Annotated in this window: 13 protein-coding genes and 1 pseudogene; 5 read left to right on the top strand and 9 right to left on the bottom strand. The window is 68.7% G+C overall.

Annotated features, from left to right (window positions below):
* The first annotated feature begins 3 nt into the window (after window positions 1-3).
* Complete coding sequence (locus ACQPZ4_RS38030) at window positions 4-1,239, top strand: glycosyltransferase (protein ID WP_433047109.1); 1,236 nt, start codon at window positions 4-6, stop codon at window positions 1,237-1,239.
* On the opposite strand, the gene ACQPZ4_RS38035 is transcribed toward ACQPZ4_RS38030, so the two are convergent.
* Both ACQPZ4_RS38035 and ACQPZ4_RS38040 read right to left on the bottom strand, forming a co-directional pair.
* Window positions 1,229-2,023 (bottom strand): hypothetical protein, encoded by a 795-nt coding sequence (locus tag ACQPZ4_RS38035; RefSeq protein WP_433047112.1) that lies wholly within the window; start codon window positions 2,021-2,023, stop codon window positions 1,229-1,231. The genes ACQPZ4_RS38030 and ACQPZ4_RS38035 overlap by 11 nt on opposite strands.
* Window positions 2,024-2,442: 419 nt before the next feature.
* The gene (locus ACQPZ4_RS38040; protein WP_433047114.1) at window positions 2,443-4,803 is read right to left on the bottom strand and encodes a hypothetical protein; all 2,361 of its coding nucleotides are present in this window, start codon (window positions 4,801-4,803) and stop codon (window positions 2,443-2,445) included.
* A 752-nt stretch (window positions 4,804-5,555) separates the two neighbouring features.
* Between ACQPZ4_RS38040 and ACQPZ4_RS38045 the strand changes: the two are divergent.
* A pseudogene (locus ACQPZ4_RS38045) lies at window positions 5,556-6,366 on the top strand (phosphotransferase).
* On the opposite strand, the gene ACQPZ4_RS38050 reads toward ACQPZ4_RS38045, so the two are convergent.
* Entirely contained in the window at window positions 6,315-6,938 is a 624-nt protein-coding gene (locus ACQPZ4_RS38050; RefSeq protein ID WP_433047117.1) for a TetR/AcrR family transcriptional regulator C-terminal domain-containing protein, read from the bottom strand. The pseudogene ACQPZ4_RS38045 and the gene ACQPZ4_RS38050 overlap by 52 nt on opposite strands.
* A 69-nt stretch (window positions 6,939-7,007) precedes the next feature.
* Here ACQPZ4_RS38050 and ACQPZ4_RS38055 point away from each other — a divergent pair, with 69 nt between their 5' ends.
* Window positions 7,008-7,958 (top strand): quinone oxidoreductase family protein, encoded by a 951-nt coding sequence (locus ACQPZ4_RS38055; protein WP_433047120.1) that lies wholly within the window; start codon window positions 7,008-7,010, stop codon window positions 7,956-7,958.
* A 49-nt stretch (window positions 7,959-8,007) separates the two neighbouring features.
* Here the strand turns inward: ACQPZ4_RS38055 and ACQPZ4_RS38060 are convergent, their stop codons facing one another.
* The 3 genes from ACQPZ4_RS38060 to ACQPZ4_RS38070 form a co-directional block, all read right to left on the bottom strand.
* Window positions 8,008-10,197 (bottom strand): carbohydrate-binding protein, encoded by a 2,190-nt coding sequence (locus tag ACQPZ4_RS38060; protein WP_433047123.1) that lies wholly within the window; start codon window positions 10,195-10,197, stop codon window positions 8,008-8,010.
* 27 nt (window positions 10,198-10,224) lie between these two features.
* Window positions 10,225-12,393: a ricin-type beta-trefoil lectin domain protein gene (locus ACQPZ4_RS38065; RefSeq protein ID WP_433047126.1), complete on the bottom strand. Its 2,169-nt coding sequence runs from the start codon at window positions 12,391-12,393 to the stop codon at window positions 10,225-10,227.
* 154 nt (window positions 12,394-12,547) lie between these two features.
* Window positions 12,548-13,603, bottom strand: coding sequence for a LacI family DNA-binding transcriptional regulator (locus ACQPZ4_RS38070; RefSeq protein WP_433047129.1), 1,056 nt, complete (start codon window positions 13,601-13,603; stop codon window positions 12,548-12,550).
* Window positions 13,604-13,664: 61 nt separating this feature from the next.
* Between ACQPZ4_RS38070 and ACQPZ4_RS38075 the strand changes: the two genes are divergently transcribed.
* On the top strand, window positions 13,665-14,519 hold the full coding sequence (locus ACQPZ4_RS38075; RefSeq protein ID WP_433047132.1) for an SAM-dependent methyltransferase: 855 nt from the start codon (window positions 13,665-13,667) through the stop codon (window positions 14,517-14,519).
* Here the strand turns inward: ACQPZ4_RS38075 and ACQPZ4_RS38080 are convergent.
* From ACQPZ4_RS38080 to ACQPZ4_RS38090, 3 genes are all read right to left on the bottom strand, one after another.
* On the bottom strand, window positions 14,503-15,384 hold the full coding sequence (locus ACQPZ4_RS38080; protein WP_433047135.1) for a TIGR03560 family F420-dependent LLM class oxidoreductase: 882 nt from the start codon (window positions 15,382-15,384) through the stop codon (window positions 14,503-14,505). The genes ACQPZ4_RS38075 and ACQPZ4_RS38080 overlap by 17 nt on opposite strands.
* A 7-nt stretch (window positions 15,385-15,391) precedes the next feature.
* Entirely contained in the window at window positions 15,392-15,976 is a 585-nt protein-coding gene (locus ACQPZ4_RS38085; RefSeq protein WP_433047138.1) for a hypothetical protein, read from the bottom strand.
* A gap of 107 nt (window positions 15,977-16,083) precedes the next feature.
* Window positions 16,084-16,572 (bottom strand): pyridoxamine 5'-phosphate oxidase family protein, encoded by a 489-nt coding sequence (locus ACQPZ4_RS38090; protein ID WP_433047141.1) that lies wholly within the window; start codon window positions 16,570-16,572, stop codon window positions 16,084-16,086.
* Between the two features lie 37 nt (window positions 16,573-16,609).
* Here ACQPZ4_RS38090 and ACQPZ4_RS38095 point away from each other — a divergent pair, with 37 nt between their 5' ends.
* Window positions 16,610-16,978, top strand: coding sequence for an Mth938-like domain-containing protein (locus ACQPZ4_RS38095; protein ID WP_433047144.1), 369 nt, complete (start codon window positions 16,610-16,612; stop codon window positions 16,976-16,978).
* Window positions 16,979-17,014 lie beyond the last annotated feature (36 nt).

Here is a 17,014-nt window from a genome sequence, read left to right on the forward strand (position 1 = left end):
TCCATGGCACGCGTAGCGATCATGGCCATCGGCAGCCGCGGCGACGTGGCGCCCTACACCGGCCTCGGGGTACGCCTCCAGCAGGCCGGCCACGCGGTCACCATCGCCACCCACGCGGTCTTCCAGCCCCTGATCGAGCGCTGCGGCCTGCACTTCCACCTGCTGCCCATGGACGCCCAGGAGCAGCTGCGCACCCGCTTCGCCGACCGCGGCCTGACCCGCATGACCCTGGCCGTGAACAAGGTCGTCGCCGAGCACGCCCACCCCCTGGCCCAGTCGATGCTGGCCGCCGCCCGCGACGCCGATGTTCTGCTGGTCACCCCCACGAGCTGGTTCGGCGTCGTCATCGCCGAGGGCCTGGGCATTCCGAGCATCGGCGCGTACCTCCAGCCGCTCACCCCCACCCGCGAGTTCGCACCCCCGGCCCTGACCACCAGGTCCTACGGCGGCGCCCTGAACCACCGCCTCGCACGGCTCCTGCTGACGGCCGGCCAGCACCCGTTCCGCCCCGCCGTGGCGGAGCTGCGCCGCGAGCTCGGCCTCCCGGACGTGAGCGCATCGGCGTGGCTGCAGTCCCAGGAGGAAAAGCACTGGCCCATCTTGTACGGCTACAGCCCCCTCGTCGTCCCCGCCCCGCCCGACTGGCCGTCGTGGTACCGCCCGGTTGGCTACTGGTGGCCGGCCGCGGAACCGGACTTCACCCCGTCGCCGGAGCTGGAGGCCTTCCTGGATGCGGGCCCTCCCCCGGTGTACCTGGGCTTCGGCAGCATGCCGGTCCGCGACCGCGACGCTCTGTCGGCGCTGCTGGCCAAGGCGGTGCGCAAGGCGGGCCTGCGCGCTGTCGTGAGCTCGGGCTGGGCGGGCCTGACGGCGTCGGCGGGCGGGGATGTGTTCGCCGTGGATGAGGTACCACACGAATGGCTCTTCCCGAGGATGGCCGCAGTGGTCCATCACGCCGGGGCGGGCACCACGGCGGCCGGCCTGCGCGCGGGCGTACCGTCGGTCCCGGTGCCGGTCATGGTGGACCAGCCGTTCTGGGCCCAGCGCCTGCAACAGCTGGGCGTCTCGCCGGGCCCGATCAGGATGCGCCACCTGACCGCGGACAACCTGGCCAAGGCCTTGTCGCTGGCGGTGACGGACCCGGTGTACCGGACGCGGGCCGAGACGCTGGCCGAGCGCCTGGCCTTGGAGGACGGCGCCGGCGCGGTCGTCCGCGAGGTGGGGCGCCTCACGTCCTGATCCTCCTCCGCACCCTTGTCGATGCGGCCAGCGCGACGGCCCCCGCCAGCAGGGCGATACCGGCGGTGGAGAACAGCCGGATCCCGGAGAGCAGGTACGGCGCCCAGATCGCATCGGCCTGCGGCGGCACGAGCGCGACGGTGGTGAGCACGGTGCCGGGCAGGAGCAGCACGACCCCGGCCCAGCCCGCGACTCGCGCGGGGGTGGGCCCGCCGGCGAAACGCCGCCCGCCCCGCCACCCTGCCGCCAGTCCCGCCAGGTAGCCGATGAGGGCGAACGGCACCACCTTGCCGGGCCTGCTCCGGCTGAGCTGGAGCACGACGGATCCGTCGGACCACGGGTAGACGGCCAGGCTCCATTGGTCTTTCTTGGCAGCCACGTCGTCGGTGGCCTCGACGTGCCAGCCGGAGGCGGTGAGCGCATCCCCGATGGTCCTGGCGGTCGCGGCCGGATCGTCCCCGCCGGGCGTACTGAGCCAGACCGACCCGGGGATGTAGTCGCTGTCGCCGGTGAGCCAGGTCCAGGGGCCGTCGGGGTGCTCGTATCCGAACAGGTCCGGCAGCCGCCCGACGACGGTGATCTCGGCCGCGGTTCCGTCGGCGTTCACGGGGATGGCGGGCCCGACGATCGCGATGGCCGCCTCGTCATCGGGCAGGTCGGGAGCTCCTACCCAGCCGAGTACGGCACCGAATCCGGCTCCGAGCGCCGCGAGGGTGAGCGCCACGACGATGGCGGCTAGGACAGGCTTCAGGCGATTGGCGGTGGTGGGGTCAGCTTGGAGCACGGCGGCCATCCGCGATGGTCCCTTCGAAGCGCGACCCCCCGCGCCGACGGTGATGCTACGTCACGCGCCTTGATACGACTGGGGCCACTCCTCCAAGCGGCGGACCACACCCTCGAGCGCTGCCTCGAACGCCTCTTCGCCGACGTCCGCTCGCCGCCACAGCCGACTAGGTCGTCCTCGATCACACCCAGCTCGACGAGCCGCTCGGCCGCCTCACCAGCCAGCCTCAGCACCCTCGACCGGCTCGGCGCCGACCTGCGTCTTGTCCTCAAGCACAGCAAGCGTGCACCGCGCCGCAGCGGCAATCCCCCGCCTGGCAAGCTCGACGGCGGGGAACCTTCGCGCCGACGCTTCGACGATGGCAACAAAGACTCCAGCAGCGCCCATTTCCACGAGGCGATAGATTCGGACCGACGGAGCTATATCCACGGTGACGCCTGTCCCGACCGCGCGTCGACTCCGACGTCAGTTATCTTTGCAGTCCCGAGACCAGTGATCAGGCGGATGCGTGGGGCAGTCATGGATTCCCATGGCCGCTTCGACACCTCCGTACACATGGCGCGTACACTTGCCTCGTTCCACTCTGTAGCCGCAGTCGCAAGGATAATTTGATCCGCGCGAACCTGCTGCGCCAACAGCGCACGCTTTGTCACCGTCCGATTCAGGTCACGGCCCTCGCCGAGAGTAGCCGGACGTTTGGCTTCAGCTACGATTACCTGCCCGTCGCTATGGGCGATAAGATCCGACTCTGCAATCGCGCCAGCGTCGGAGTTGGTGAGCTCCAGTTCAGCTACGTCGTCGTAATCGGGGCTTCGAGTCCGCAGGTAATGCGATAGAAGTAACGGTATGTCGCCATCCTGGCTTACGTGTTCACGCACAATGGGATGCAAATCGTAGTACCATTGCGGCTCAGCTTCCGGCTGACGCCATCTAGCTTGAGTAAGATGGTTCATCGCACCGCATCGCGGGCAGGGGTTGATTTGTGCCAGTGCGTCAATTCGGGTGAACGTGGGTCGCATGCACTGCGCGCAACCTAGAATCATTCCTCGCCGAAGAATACCGCGCTCCAGCAAGCGGTCCACTTCGCCGCGCATGACGGTAGCGCCTTCGAGTGCGTCGCCAACTTGGCAGATCCCTACGAAGCTCAGGTAAGATTCGTATAAATCGTCACCTGCTCCCGTAGGCAGAATGACGTTTACACTCTCGCCATGCTCGATGTCTCGTTTCCGTTTCGCCGAGCGAAATGCCCGAAAGACAGGTAACATCGAGCCAGCAAATTCTTTCGCCAGCGATGCTCGGTCCCCCCACAACTGACGCATCACGTCCACACGTCTGCCTGCTGCCGAAAGCCTCACCTGCCGTCCGTCCTGGACGGCCATTAAGGTCAACCACGTTGAGAGACTCGGCGCACGGAGGCGCGGCCTCGCTAAGCGCGCCATTGAAGGCGTTCCAGCCAAGATGAGATCGAATCGCTCCGACTCGTACACGGCCCCGTCTCGTCCACTCCGAACCCATGTCAGGAAGGCCCCCTCGCCGGGCGCGAGGAGCGCGTGACCGTCGAGACCTCGGCCATGCGGCGTCTTCGCCTCCGCAAGTTCGATGTCAACTTGCCAATGCAGCTCAGAGGTGTTTGCGAAGTCCGGGTGAGTAATTTGGGGCACTGGACATGGCGCAACTAGATCGATGTCGTCGGCGTTGGTACGGGTGATTGGCACCGCAAAATCTTGGTCAAAATGGCCATCGACGGCGAAGTACTGAACACCCTCCGTGGACCATTCCGGCGTTCTATGCTCGGTGTTCATGGCGTAACGGTGTTCTATTTCGTCGCCGCCTTCGATCCACTCGACGGTCGGGCGTCGAAATTTGGCGAGGATTTCCGCAATCAACGCGTCGCTGGCCGATGTCGTTGTGAGCGTCACACTATCATCACGAAGAATATGCCGGGCTGCGGCAGCTGTGAGTGCATCTCCCACGTTGAGCACACGGCCGCCATCCGGATACAACCAAGACGTGGGAAGCCACGTCCCGCGTCCATAAAGAACCCTGTATATGTGGGCGATCGCAAAGTCGTCCGCTGAATCTCCGATCGAAATAAGGACTGGATGCCGAGCAGATCCCCGGGCAACCTTGACCAGGCTGCGGCTATTCCGACTGAAGGCCGTTTCGACCTTAGCTGGATCAACATTCAACGCGGCTGTAGGATGCCACACCAAACTGAATGGCGGTCTACCCAATTCGTCGTCGGTCAACCAACTAACAAGATCATGAAGTTCTCCCGCTTCCACCGTCGGCGCCCCACCAATTTCTGGTTCCTCAACCACACCGCATCGCTCTGCGATCGCAACACCAAGCGCGGCACCCCATGCCGGCGGCGCGCTGAGACAGGTCGTTTGAACCGCATTAGGCAGTTCCTCAAACTTCGTTAGTATTCCGTTCTCTCTATTGATCGACAGCGTCGTCATTCTTTCGTGCCACTTTCCGGACGAGTCCAAGCCCGCTTCACGACGCCCATGGGGGGAACAGTGAGACGCCACCTTGCGTCGCGCTTCTTCATCCAACGCTAAATGCACGGGCTCGTCCCGCAGCCTCGCTACCAACTCTTCCCGTCGTACACCTTCCGCAGGATTTCCGTCGGCGTCACGAATGGTTAGCGCTCCAGGCTCGGCTGTTTCACACGTTCGAACCGTTCGCTCAAGCTTCACCACGTAGTCTGGATCATAGATGCGTACGGCCGCGAGCAGTTCAGCGTTGATCTGACCGCTTGAATGGGGAATCAGCATGAATCCCTCACCGCCCCAAATTTTCGTGCACGCGTATAGAGCCAAGCGTGCCCAAAAATGCCAATGATCACCGCCGTCAAACACGACTGCGACCCTGGGCGGACGCAGACCCATACGAAGAGTGGCATATCCGGGCTGAGCCATGAAGTTCCTATCCAGTGCAGTTAGAGGTCTGCGCCCGGCAGCGCGGAGCACAGGCGGCGATGACTAGGGGGTCGTCGACGTCGAAAGGCATTGTCGTCGATGCCGTACTCACGCAGTCGAGTTCAGAGCGTCCCTGTCGGGTCGCAGCCCTGTCCTCCATGTCGTGGCGAGCACACGCGCAGATGTATCCATGCAGAACAGGATGCCGCCTCGCCCGCGAACCGCGGGGCCCCGCGCCGATGTGGCGATGCATCGAACGCTTTGTCTCGTCGCTGTCGGTCGCCGGGGCCGTCCTACAGCTACATGCCCGACTTCAACCGGAATCGTCGGAGGTCGTATGCACGACCGTCCGTGCGGCTGCCCGCCGGGCACTCCGGATTGCAGATGCCTGGCGGCCGATGCTGCATAGACAGCTGACCTCGACGCCCGGTTCTCGTTAGACCCATCAGCTGGGCTGGAACCGGCCGACCGAAGCCTTCACCACCGTGTGGTCAGAGCCTTGCCAATCGGCATCGAGCTCGTTTTGCCGTGTGAATCGCTGACGCTCATCGGCGTGGCAGCGACCGTGGCAAACGCCCGCGCCGCGGGACACTGGTCCGGTGCTGGAGATGTTGTGGGAGGCGCACGACCCGCGCCGAGCGCTCGGGGAACGGTTCGGCTTCGCCGATGCGGAGGCCGCCGGGCGCTGGATCGCCGCCACGCTCGAAGAGCACTGGGCCGTCCGCGTCGAGTCGTGTGAGCGGATCGTCATGAACGGCGGCAACGCACTGGCTTGGGTCGTCGCGCCGGACGGCCGGATGCTCGCGAAGTGGTCGGTGGTGCCGGACCGCTTCCCGCGCCTGGCGGAGGCCGCACGGCTCACGGCATGGCTCCACGACCGGGGCCTGCCCGTCTCGGCGCCGGTCCCCGCGCGCGACGGCCGGCTGCAGGTGGAGGTCGACCAGGTCTCGATGAACCTGCAGCGCGTCATCGACGGCGACCTGCTCGACACCACGGATCTCGACCAGGTGCGCGCGGCCGGCGCGGTGCTCGCGAACATGCAGGACGCCCTCGCCGCGTACCCACAAGCCGCCGCCGCGACCGAACCGCTGGCGGGCCGGATCACCGCCTGGCTCGAATCGGGCCGGGCCGACCACCTGCCGGCGTCCGACCGGCTCGCCTGCCAGCGTGTGCACTTCGACTTCCGCTCCGCCAACATTCTCTTCGACAACGCGGGGAGGCGCGGTACGACCACTCGCCCGCGCGGCAATCCTGCTCGGCACCCGCTACCGCGACTGGGGACCGGTGCCGCCCGAGGTCCACGCGGCCTTCATCGCCGGCTACCAGTCGGCGCACCCGCTGACCCAGGACGATCCCACCGGATGGGGTCAGGCGGCGCTGGCGATGGCCCCCGCGATCACCACGTCCAGGCACTCCTGAAACAGGTCGTCGACGGTACGGCCCGGCGCGAAGTACTCCGTGATCGCCGCAACCACCGTCGGGTGCCGTTCGCTGAACGCCGCCACGTCGAAATCCTGCAAATCCGCGGCGTCCGGGCGGGCGGCCTGCTCCTCGAGCACGTGCCCCATCGTGAAGCGCTCCACGGTCAGCACGATCACCCGCGCCTGGCGCAACGGTACGCCGCGCGCCACCAGCGTGCTCATGCCCAGCTCCGAGATCGCCGCCATGGTGCGCGAGAGCTGCGAGGCGGACACCACCCGGGCACCGTCCGGGTGCGCGAGCAACGCCCGGCGTAAGCGGGACGCCAACCCGCTCAACCACAAGGGCCAGGGCTGGTCCGGCGGGGGCGGGGACATGGAAACGAACTCCTGGTCCAGGATCGCGTCCGCGATCGCCGTGACCAGGGCCGCCTTGTTCGGCACGTGCCAGTACAGCGTCGGCGACTGCACCCCCAGCCGCGCCGCGAGCTTGCGGGTCGTCACGCCGTCCAGGCCCTCGGCGTCCAGCAGGGCCACGGCCTCGGCGACGATCCGCTGTCGGTCCAGCGTCACAACAGGTACCTCCCATCCCCACCCTATCAGTGCTAGAGTCCCCCTATCACTGATAGAGACGGGGAGACGATGAAGGCAGCGGTCCTGCACGAGATCGGCGGCATCCCGCGGTACGAGGACTTTCCGGACCCGGTGGCCGGCGACGACGAGGTGGTCATCGAGGTCAAGGCGGTCGCGGTCGAGAACGTCGACAAGAGCGTCGCGGCCGGCACCCACTATGCGAGCGGGCAGTACCTGGCCCGGCTGCCCGCCATTCCGGCGTTCGACGGGATCGGGGCGCTGCCGGACGGTACCGTCGTCGGCTTCGGAAACCCGCGCGCCCCCTACGGTGCGCTCGCCGAAAGAACCGTGGTGGCCAAGGGGGCGTATGCGCCGATCCCCGACGGCATCGATCCGGTCATCGGCACCGTGCTCGGCACCGCGATCACCGCCATGTCGGCCAGGACGGCCGCCGGGTTGCAGGCGGGCGAGACGGTGCTCGTCCAGGGCGCCACCGGAGTCGCGGGCAGGCTCGCCGTCAAGGTGGCGCGGCTGCTCGGCGCCGGGCGGGTGGTCGCGACCGGGCGGGACGACGAGCAGCTGCGCGAGGTACGGGCGGATGCCGTCATCAACACCGCCGTGGACGACGGCGCGCTGGCCGAGGCGTTCCTGCGGGAGAAGGGGGACGGCTACGACGTCGTGCTCGACTTCCTGTGGGGCCGGCCGACCGAGGTGCTGCTGCGCGCGCTCGTGCCGAAGTCCTTCGCGTTTCCGAGGCCCACGCGGCTGGTGCAGATCGGCGAGTCGGCCGGCGCCGGGATCGCGCTCGCCGCGGAGAGCCTGCGCACGTCCGGGGTCGAGATCTGCGGGGCGGCCAAGGGGCTCGATGCACAAACCATGCAGCAGGTGTACGGCCAGATCGTGGCCTGGACCCAGTCCGGCGAGCTCACCTTCGACGTGGTGACGGTGCCCCTGCGCGACATCGAGCACGCCTGGCAGCGGACCGATCTGCGCGGCCGACGCCTGGTGGTGGTCCCATAAAGACAAGTGGTGGTCCCACAAACGACGTGGGACCACCACGAGGAAACCGTCAGGCGGTCAGCCGGAAGTAGTCCAGGTTGAAGCCGCCCGTCTCGCAGAAGACCGTCACCGGCTGGTCGCCCGCCGGCAGGGTCACCGTCGTGGTGACGGACTGGTAGCTGCCCCAGCCGCCCGTGTCCGGCACCGACACCGTGGCCAGGACCTGGTCGTCGGCGTCGCGGAACGTGATGGCGTTCGCGGCGACGGCGCCGCTGCCGTTGGCCACGCGCAGTTCCAGGTTGTACGTGCCGGCTGTCGCGACATCCAGCCGGTACTGCAGCCAGTTGCCCGCCGACGTCCAGCCGACGTTCCTCCCGCCGCTGGCCGCCGGGTTGTTCTCGACGAAGTTGGCGCCGCCGTCGGTCCAGCCGTGCTCGGCCGTGTAGGCCTCCGCCTCGACCTTCTCGCCGATCGGGGCGCCGTGCGGGGCCACGGTCACGTGCACCGTGGTCGATGCACTGGCCGCGCCGTCGGTGACCCGGAACTTCAGGTCCAGCGGGCCCGCCGCCGTCGGGTGCAGCGACACCGTTCCGGTCGACGCGTCCACGGTCACGCCGTCCGGCAGGTCGACCGCGTAGAACGCCAGGGCGTCCCGGTCGCGGTCCGTGGCCTTCAGACGAAACGTCGTCGTCGTGTACTGATCCGCGGTCACATCAGCCACGGGCGCCAATACGGGAGCGTGGTTCCCGTGCGCCGGCGGCAGCGACGCGTGCCAGCGGTAGGTGGCGTAGGCACCGGCCGGTACCGTCGCCACGAACTGCTTTCCGGCCAGCAGCACCCGAACCTTCCGCGACGAGGTGTTCGCGTTGCCGAGGACCGCCACGAAATCGTCGCCGTCGCGGTAGACCACGTTGCTCACGCCGTTCGCCGTCGCGCTCGATTCGACGCGGGTGTGGCGCGGGGTCAGGTACTTCGCGAACTGACCCATCCCATAGAGCTCGTCCCGGACCGTGTACGTGCGCGCCGTCGTGTCGACCTTCACCAATCGGTCCGGCCATTTCGTCGTCGCCGCGATCTGGTCCCAGTCCACGTTGTTGTCGCGCAGCGGCGTCCAGTGCAGCGTGCCGCCGTCCTGGTCGGTCGCCTGCGCCCACATCACGTAGGAGCTCGCGTCCAGCCGGAAATAGCTCAGGATCGTGGCCGGCGAGAGGTCGCTGGTCTCGGTCATGTGCACCGGCTTGCCGGTCTGCTCATAGGCGTCGCGCATCACGGCCGGGTCGCCCCAGTACGGGTGGAACGCGATCGCATCCGCCGCCCGGTTCGCCGCCGGGTCGTTCAGGACGCGGTAGTAGTTCTTCGTCTCGGTGCTGTTCGGGTCCTTCCAGTCCCAGAAGTTGAAGTCGTGGATGTACACGTCGACGTCCCGCGGCAGGTATTTCTGCATGGCGACCGCGAGCTTCTGCTGCTGCTCGACGCTGATGTCCATGGCCGGGTAGACCACGTCCATTCCCGGCTCGTTCAGCAGCGTGAGCGCATCGACGCGGATGCCCTTGCGCGCGTAGGCCTCGACGTATTTCGCGTAGTACCGGGCGAAGACGTCGATGCAGTCGTCGCGCAGCTTGCCGACCTGGTAGTAGTCGGTGGTGCTGCCCGGCTTCAGCGCGACCTCGCCGAGGAACTTGTTGTTCGTCTTCATCCACGCGGGCGCGCTCCAGGCCGACGCGAAGAACGTCGCGCGCGGGTTGTACTTCTGGATGAGCTTGATGGTGTCGACGATGTGCAGATCGATGTCGCGCTGGATCGAGAAGTACTTGAGCCCGAAGTCGTCGGCGACGCCGGCGGGCAGGTCGTCCTCGGACCAGAACGGCAGGTGCTCGATGAGGTCGGGGCTGCCGATGGTGAGCCGGAAACGGTTCAGCCCGGCGCCGCTGCGGGGGTCGACGAGGAGCCGGATCGCGTCCTCGCGCTGCTGCGGGGTGAGCTTCCACAGGTTCGACACGCTGGTCTCGTCCAGGGAGAAGCCGATGCCGCTGTACCGCTGCCGCATCTGGCTTGGATCGATGACGACCGTGGCGTCGACGGCGGCCGATCCGTTGCTCCCCACGGTGACGGGTGGCAATGGTTTCCAGGCCTGAGCGGCGCCAGTGGAATAGGTTCCGGTGACGGTCTCCACCCGATGCGCCGGGGCCGCGGTTGCGGGCGCGGCCCCGACGGTCAGGGCGAGCAACGCCGTCGAGGTGACGGTGATGATGCGTCGCACAATGTCCCTTCCTGCAAGACCGACGACTTACGGCCCGGAGACCAGGTACTCGACCTGATGCCCGGAGTTCACCGCGGCGCCGGTGTTGTTGATGACGTGCGAGATGGTCCCGGTGCCGCCCAGCGACACGGTGACCATGTCGTGGAACTTGACCCCGGACTTCACCGGCACCTCGAACGCGTGCGCGGCCACGACACCCGGGTTGACGTTGAAGTAGCAGTAGCTGCCCAGGCCCCACGCCTCGTGCGTGGTGACGCTGTCGGCCACCTTGTACGCGGCCCAGCCCTGGGTGGAGCCGTTCATGAAGGCGGCCTGGTTCGGCGGGTCGTACGGCATCTCGTTCTGGTAGAAGTACGTGCGGCCGCCGTTGCCGTTCCAGATCGTCTGGTACTGCTGGTAGTGCTCGACGAAGAGCCCGTAGAACGTCACGTTGTTGCCGTTGACGACCAGGCCGTTCTGGGCGGTGTTGGTGGTCCAGCCGACGCCGGAGCCGTGGTCGGCGCGCCAGATCCACGAGTGGTCGCCGATCACGTCGTTGCTGTTGATCCGCAGGCTCACGGTGGCCTTGCCGACGCCGGCCCCGCCGATGCGGAAGAACACGTCGGACAGGCTGGTCGGGTTGGCGGCGTGGCTCGCGGTGGAGCCGGACGGGCCGATCTCGGCGAGCACGGGCGAGTTGGTGGTGCCCGCGTCGAAGAGCAGGCCGGCGAGCTTGATGCCGTCGACGTCCGCGGTCTTCAGCGCGGTGATCCCGCCGTCGGGCACCAGGGTGGCCAGGCCGAGGCCGAGGATCACGGTGTCGGCGCGGGTCACGTTCAGCGTCTGGTTGAGGTGGTAGACGCCCGGGGTGACCAGCAGGTTCTTGCCCGCGGCGAGCGCGCTGTTCATGGTCGCGGCGGTGTCGCCGGGCTTGATGACCTGGAACTGGCTGATCGGCAGGCTGGTGCCGGCCGGGTTGCCGCTCGCCCAGGTGGTGCCGCTGGAGTTGGTCCGCAGCGCCGGCACGAACACCTGGTAGGCGCCGGCCGAGTCGACGTAGAGGAACGGCTTCTCGCGCACGACCGGGGTGGTGCCGACCGTGGTGTACGGCGGGTTCGGGAAGCTGTTGCCGGGCGCGCCCGTGGCCCCGACGAAGACCTGGTTCCAATTGGAGCCGTTCCAGCTGCCCATCGACGAGTTGCGGGTGATCCACTGCTGCTGGGTGCCGGACTGGATCTGCCCGTCGATCTTCGAGTCGGCGATGAAGCCGCCCGAGGACCAGCCGCCGTCGGAGAGCGCGAGGTTGCCGCGCACGTGCATGCGGCGGTACGGCGCGGCCTGCGACACGGCCCACCGGTCGAGCCCGCCCGTCGGGGTCACGGACAGGTTCTCGGCCGAGCGCCAGAAGTTCTGGGTCGCGTTCTGGCTGCCGTCCGGCCACCAGTCGGCCTCGGCGTGCACCGCGCCGTTGATGACGACGGCGTCCGGAGTCAGCCCGAGCCCCGCGACCTGGGTGTAGAAGCCCACGTTGGCGTCGACGTTGTACGTCCCGGGCTTGAACAGCAGCGCATAGCGCTGGCCGCCGAACTGGTTGCTCACCTGGCCGTTGAACACCGAGTTGAGCTTGTTCTGGACGGTGGCCTGCGACATCGACGGGTCGAAGACCGTGACGTTCGGGCCGAGGTCGGGGTTGTTCGGGTTGTTCGGCACGCCGGTGGCGGTGGCGGTCGCGGTCGGCTGGCCCGTCCCTCCGGAGAAGTTCCACTTCTGGTTGGCGCCGCCGCCGCAGGTCCAGAGCTGCAGCTTGGCCCCGTCGGCGAGGTTGTTGTCCTTGATGTCCAGGCACTTGCCGGACTTGGTGTTGATCAGGTCGTGGGCGGCGTTGAGCGACCACTTCTGGCTGGTGACCGAGTCGTAGCAGGTCCACAGGTGCACGACGGCGCCGTCGGTGGTGGCGCCGTTGACGACGTCGAGGCACTTGCCGAGGCCCTGCACGGAGCCGTTGTCGGCGAGGGTCCAGGTCTGGTTGGCGCTGCCGGCGTAGCAGGTCCACATCTGGGGCTGGTTGCCGTCGGCGGTGGAGCCGTCGGTGACGTCGAGGCACTTGCCGTTGGCCGAGCTGGTGATCTGTCCGGTGCTGGCGGCGGAGGCGGCGGTCATGGCGACGGCGCCCACGGTGGCCACGGTCGCGGCGGTGACCGCGATCGCGAGCAGCATGGAGCGCCGCACTCGTCTGGGTGCGTGCATCGGGTGTCCTGTTCCACTGGCGGGGGTGGTGGGGTACCGCCAGGAAACCGCTCAGGGCCGAGGCATGTCAATGAATCGCTGTAACTTTTTTCGACTCTTGGCGGAAGTGTTTATGAAACACGCGTCAACGGAGCGCCGGCGACACCGGTCCCGTCGAGCCGCGCACGACCAGCTCGGTGGCCAGCTCGACGTGCAGCGCGTCCACGTCGCTCCCGGTGAGCATCCGGCTGAGCAGGCTGACCGCCATCCGGCCCATCTCGCCCAGCGGCTGGCGGACCGTGGTGAGCATCGGGTGCGTGGCCCGGCTGACGTCGATGTCGTCGAAGCCGGCGATCGAGAGCTCCTGCGGCACCCGCAGCCCGCGCTCGGCCGCGGCCTGCAGTGCGCCGACGGCCATCTTGTCGTTGAACGCCACCAGCGCGGTCGGCCGGTCGGGGCGGTCCAGCAGGCCGGCGGCGAGGGCCCGGCCGGCCTCCACGGTCGGGTCGGTCGAGGTGCGCAGCAGGTCCACGTCCGGGTACACGCCGACGGCCACCAGCGGCGCGTGGAACCCGGCCAGCCGGTCGCTCATGGCCAGCCAGTTCAGCGGCCCGCCGAGCACGCCGACGCGCCGGTGACCGAGTTCCACCAGGTGCGTCATGAGCCGCCGGGCCCCGGCGAAGTTGGCCGCCGACACCGACGCGATGTTCGGCGGCGGGGCGGTGCGCGGGTCGACCACGACGAACGGGAAGCCGCGGTCGCGCAGCCGCTCCAGGTCGTCCTCCGGCTCCGGCGGCAGGATCAGGATCGCGCCCGTGACCTGCGGCCAGCCGGTGAGCGTGGGCAGCACGTCGGTGCGCCGCCAGGCCGACTCCCCGGCGTCGACGACGGCGTGCATGCCGTGCGCGTCGAGGGCCTCGGTGATCGCCGAGACGATCAGCCCGAAGTAGTCGGTGAGCAGGTACGGGCAGCGCACGTACACCCCGTTGTCGGCCTTCGGCACGCCCGCGCCGCGGCGGCGGGGGGCCCGCTTGCCGAGCCCGCCCATCGCCTGCAGAACCTTCTCGCGGGTCTCCGGGGCAACGTTGGCGCGGCCGTTCAGGACCCGCGAGATCGTGGCGATCGACAGCCCGGTCTGCGCGGCGACGTCCCGGATCGTGACGCGCGGCTCCTGCGTTGTTTCAGCGCTTTGTTTCATCATCGATCAGGGTAACCCGGCGGGGCGATTGAACCGATCCGGCCTTCTGGCAGTACATAGGGGTATGACGTCTGCGACCGCCGCCCACGCCGAGAACGTCCGGCGCTACTACGACCGGAACACGGCCGCGTTCGACCGGCTGGGCCAGGGCGGCGCCTCGATCCACCGCGCGGTGTGGGGCCCGGGCGTGACGACCCGGCCGGAGGCGTTCCACCACGTCGACGAGCTGATCCTGGCCGCGCTGCCCGAGGGCGCGCCGGAGCCGCGGGTCGTGGACCTCGGGTGCGGGCTGGGGGCGAGCCTGATGTACCTGGCCGGGCGCGCGCCGATCCGCGGCGAGGGGCTCACCATCAGCCCGCGGCAGGCGGAGGGGGCGACGCGGCTGCTGGCCGGGGCCGGGCTCGGCGGGCGGGTGCGGTGCCGGGAGGGCAACTATCTGGACGTACCGGATGATCTGCACGGAACCGCGGACCTGGTGTTCTCCATCGAGGCGTTCCTGCACAGCCCCGATGCGGCGGGCTATTTCCGCGAGGCGGCGCGGGTCCTGCGCCCCGGCGGGCGGCTGCTGGTGTGCGACGACTTCCTCACCGAGCGGGCCCCGTCGGCGCCGCCGCGCGAGGCCCGGCGGCTGGAGGCGTTCCGCGACGGCTGGCGGGTCGGCTCGCTGCTGACCGTCGAGCAGGTCCGCGCGGCCGCCGCCGGGCACGGCCTGGAGCTGACCGGCGAGGTCGACCTCACCCCGCACCTCGAACTGCGCCGGCCGCGGGACCGGTTCATCGCCGCGCTCGTCGCCGCCGGCCGCCCCCTGCGCCTGCGGGGCGAATACTGGAAGATGCTCTCCGGCGGCGACGCGCTGCAGTGGTGCCTGCTCAACGGCCTGCTGAACTACAGGGTGCTCACCTTCACGCCGCGCGCGTGAGCGAGAGGATCGTGTCCATCGCCTTCAGGCGGTCCGCACCCGTGCCGAGCAGCCCGTCCGGCACGATGAACTCGTCAAGACCCTGGCTCTTGTACTGACTGAGCACGTCCCCCAGCGCCGCCGGTGACCCGCCGATGACGGGCGCCGGCAGCTCGGGCAGCGGCCCGTCGACGACCACGAGCGCCTGGGCGGTGCGGTCGATCGCCTTCGGGTCGCGCCCCTGCCGCGCGCAGAACTCGTCGAGCACGCCCGACTTGTGCGCGATGACGTCGGGCTTGCCCCAGGTGTTCCAGATGTCGGCGTACTTCGCGACGATCCCCAGCATCCGCTGCTCCCCGCCGCCCCCGATCAGGATCGGCAGCCGCTCCTGCACCGGCTTGGGCTCGCACACGGCGTCGGTGAGCTGGTAGTACTCGCCCGCGAACGTGGTGCGCTCGGTGCGCAGCAGCCCGTGCCAGATCTCGAGCGCCTCCACGAACCGGTCGAGGCGCTGCTTCACCGGCGGCAGCTCGATGCCGTACTGCTCGTGCTCGTTGAGCTGCCAGCCCGCCCCGACGCCGAACACGAACCGGCCCCCGGTCACGTGGTCGGCGGTCGCGGCCATGTTGGCGAGCACGGCGGGGTGGCGGTAGGTGTTGCCGTAGACCAGCGAGCCGAGGCGCACCCGGGGCACGGCCGCCCCGAGCGCGCTCACCACGGTCGCACACTCCAGCATCGGGGCGAGCGGGTCGCGCCCGGGCCCGGCGTTGGCCATGAAGTGGTCGGCCACATAGACGCCGTCCCACCCGGTCGCCTCGGCGTGCCGGGCCACCTCGAGAATGTCGTCGTACGGCTGTGACGTGCCCGGCCAGATCGAAAGTCGCATGCCTCCTCTATACAACCAACGCGATGTCGGCGTCGGTGCAGACCGGCAATCCGGGATCGGGCTCATTGTCGGCGCCGCCCAGCAGGTACACCTCGGGGACCCATCCCCACTTGCCCGGGTGCTCATCGCCCTGCGTCAACGCCCACCAGTCGTGCCGGGCCGCCTTCAGGCCGTACTGCGCCGGGAAGTCGTAGCGCGCCCCTCGCTCGTGGCACCGGAAGTATTGGGCGCCGGCCTCGCGGTACAAGTGATTGATCGCCGCTTCCGGCGTGAGCGCCATGGATGTGAACTCGCGATAGACGGGCACCCGGGTCATCGCCTTCGCGCTGTCCCAGACGAGCGGGCAGCGGTACGGCAGCGCCTGTTTGTTGCTCGCCCGATCGACCCATACGCACGGGTGTCCGTCGCCGCCCTGTTCGAGCATGCCGTCGTTCTTCTGGGTGGTTGGTGTTTCGACCGGCCGCCGCACTTCCGGCTTCTTCGCCACCGTCACCGGATCGTTCTGCGCGGCCATGGCGACGGCGGTGGTGCCGAGGGCGACAAAGGCGGCCACCGCCGACACGACGACGGCGATCCACGCGGTGGGGCTCAACCGGTTCATCGTGCACCTCCGACCGCGATCCGGGATTGACGCCCGAACGGTACGGCCGAGAAACCCGGAGCGCTATCGGTCGATTACCCAACGCTGAATCGGATTAGTCAGAACGTATAGCGGTTCTGCGAATACGGGTCCTTACCGAAGGCGTGCACGGCGAGCGGCGTCACCCGAAAGACGTCGGCGCGCTGGCCGCCCTGGACGTGGTGGAATCCGCCGTCGCGGGCCTCGAAGTGCCATTCCTCGCCGTACTTCGCGAGCCACGCCTGCGCCGCCCGTTCCAGAGTGCCCTGGTCCTCCACCTGGGCGGCATCGCCCTGGACCACGACGTCGAGCCCCTCGTGCAGCGCGTCGGTGCCGGTGGTGACGGCGACGGCCGCGTTCCCGTGGAGGTTGCGGCGCTTCTGTTCCTCGGCGCCGGTCGTGAACCAGAACGCCTCGTCGAGCCAGACCCCGATGAGCGGCGTGACGTGCGGCCGCCCCTCGTCGCGGACGGTGGTGAGCCAGTACACCCCGGCGCCCGCGAACCGTTCGCGCACGGTCTCCCACGGCACCTCGGTGGCGCCGGGTTCGCTGTACCTTGAGTCGAGCACGACAGCCCGCTCCTCTCCGTTGAGGTTGGTACGCCCGATGCTGCCACGTTCACCCAGAATCCTCTCGATATCGTGGGGCTCGATCACCGTCGAGGACCACGGGGCATTCAAGGACGCCAAGCTCTGGCCGGGTGGCGCGCGGGCCTGGGACTGGAACGAGACGGGGACCCGCCACTCGCCCGGCACGCAGCCCGCCGACGTGGCGGAGCTCCTCGACGCCGGCGCGACGGTCGTCGTGCTGTCGCTCGGCATGGAGGAGCGCTTGGAAGTGGCCGCCGAGACGCTGGCGCTGCTGGAGGACCGCGGCATCGCGGTACACACGGCGGAAACCTCGGAGGCGGTGGAGCTCTACAACTCCCTCGTCGACACCGCGGCGGTCGCCGGGCTGTTCCACTCGACGTGCTGAGAAGGCCGCCGGTCGCGCGGCATTGATAGGGTTGCG

The sequence above is a fragment of the Dactylosporangium sp. CS-033363 genome (assembly GCF_050942475.1).
GTDB lineage: Bacteria > Actinomycetota > Actinomycetes > Mycobacteriales > Micromonosporaceae > Dactylosporangium.

What these genes read in the sequence shown, in the direction of transcription:
- ACQPZ4_RS38065 (WP_433047126.1), bottom strand. Translation starts at nt 12,393, where the DNA reads ATGCTGCTCGCGATCGCGGTCACCGCCGCGACCGTGGCCACCGTGGGC.
- ACQPZ4_RS38040 (WP_433047114.1), bottom strand. Translation starts at nt 4,803, where the DNA reads ATGCTGATTCCCCATTCAAGCGGTCAGATCAACGCTGAACTGCTCGCG.
- ACQPZ4_RS38080 (WP_433047135.1), bottom strand. Translation starts at nt 15,384, where the DNA reads ATGCGACTTTCGATCTGGCCGGGCACGTCACAGCCGTACGACGACATT.
- ACQPZ4_RS38075 (WP_433047132.1), top strand. Translation starts at nt 13,665, where the DNA reads ATGACGTCTGCGACCGCCGCCCACGCCGAGAACGTCCGGCGCTACTAC.
- ACQPZ4_RS38095 (WP_433047144.1), top strand. Translation starts at nt 16,610, where the DNA reads ATGCTGCCACGTTCACCCAGAATCCTCTCGATATCGTGGGGCTCGATC.
- ACQPZ4_RS38070 (WP_433047129.1), bottom strand. Translation starts at nt 13,603, where the DNA reads ATGATGAAACAAAGCGCTGAAACAACGCAGGAGCCGCGCGTCACGATC.
- ACQPZ4_RS38055 (WP_433047120.1), top strand. Translation starts at nt 7,008, where the DNA reads ATGAAGGCAGCGGTCCTGCACGAGATCGGCGGCATCCCGCGGTACGAG.
- ACQPZ4_RS38030 (WP_433047109.1), top strand. Translation starts at nt 4, where the DNA reads ATGGCACGCGTAGCGATCATGGCCATCGGCAGCCGCGGCGACGTGGCG.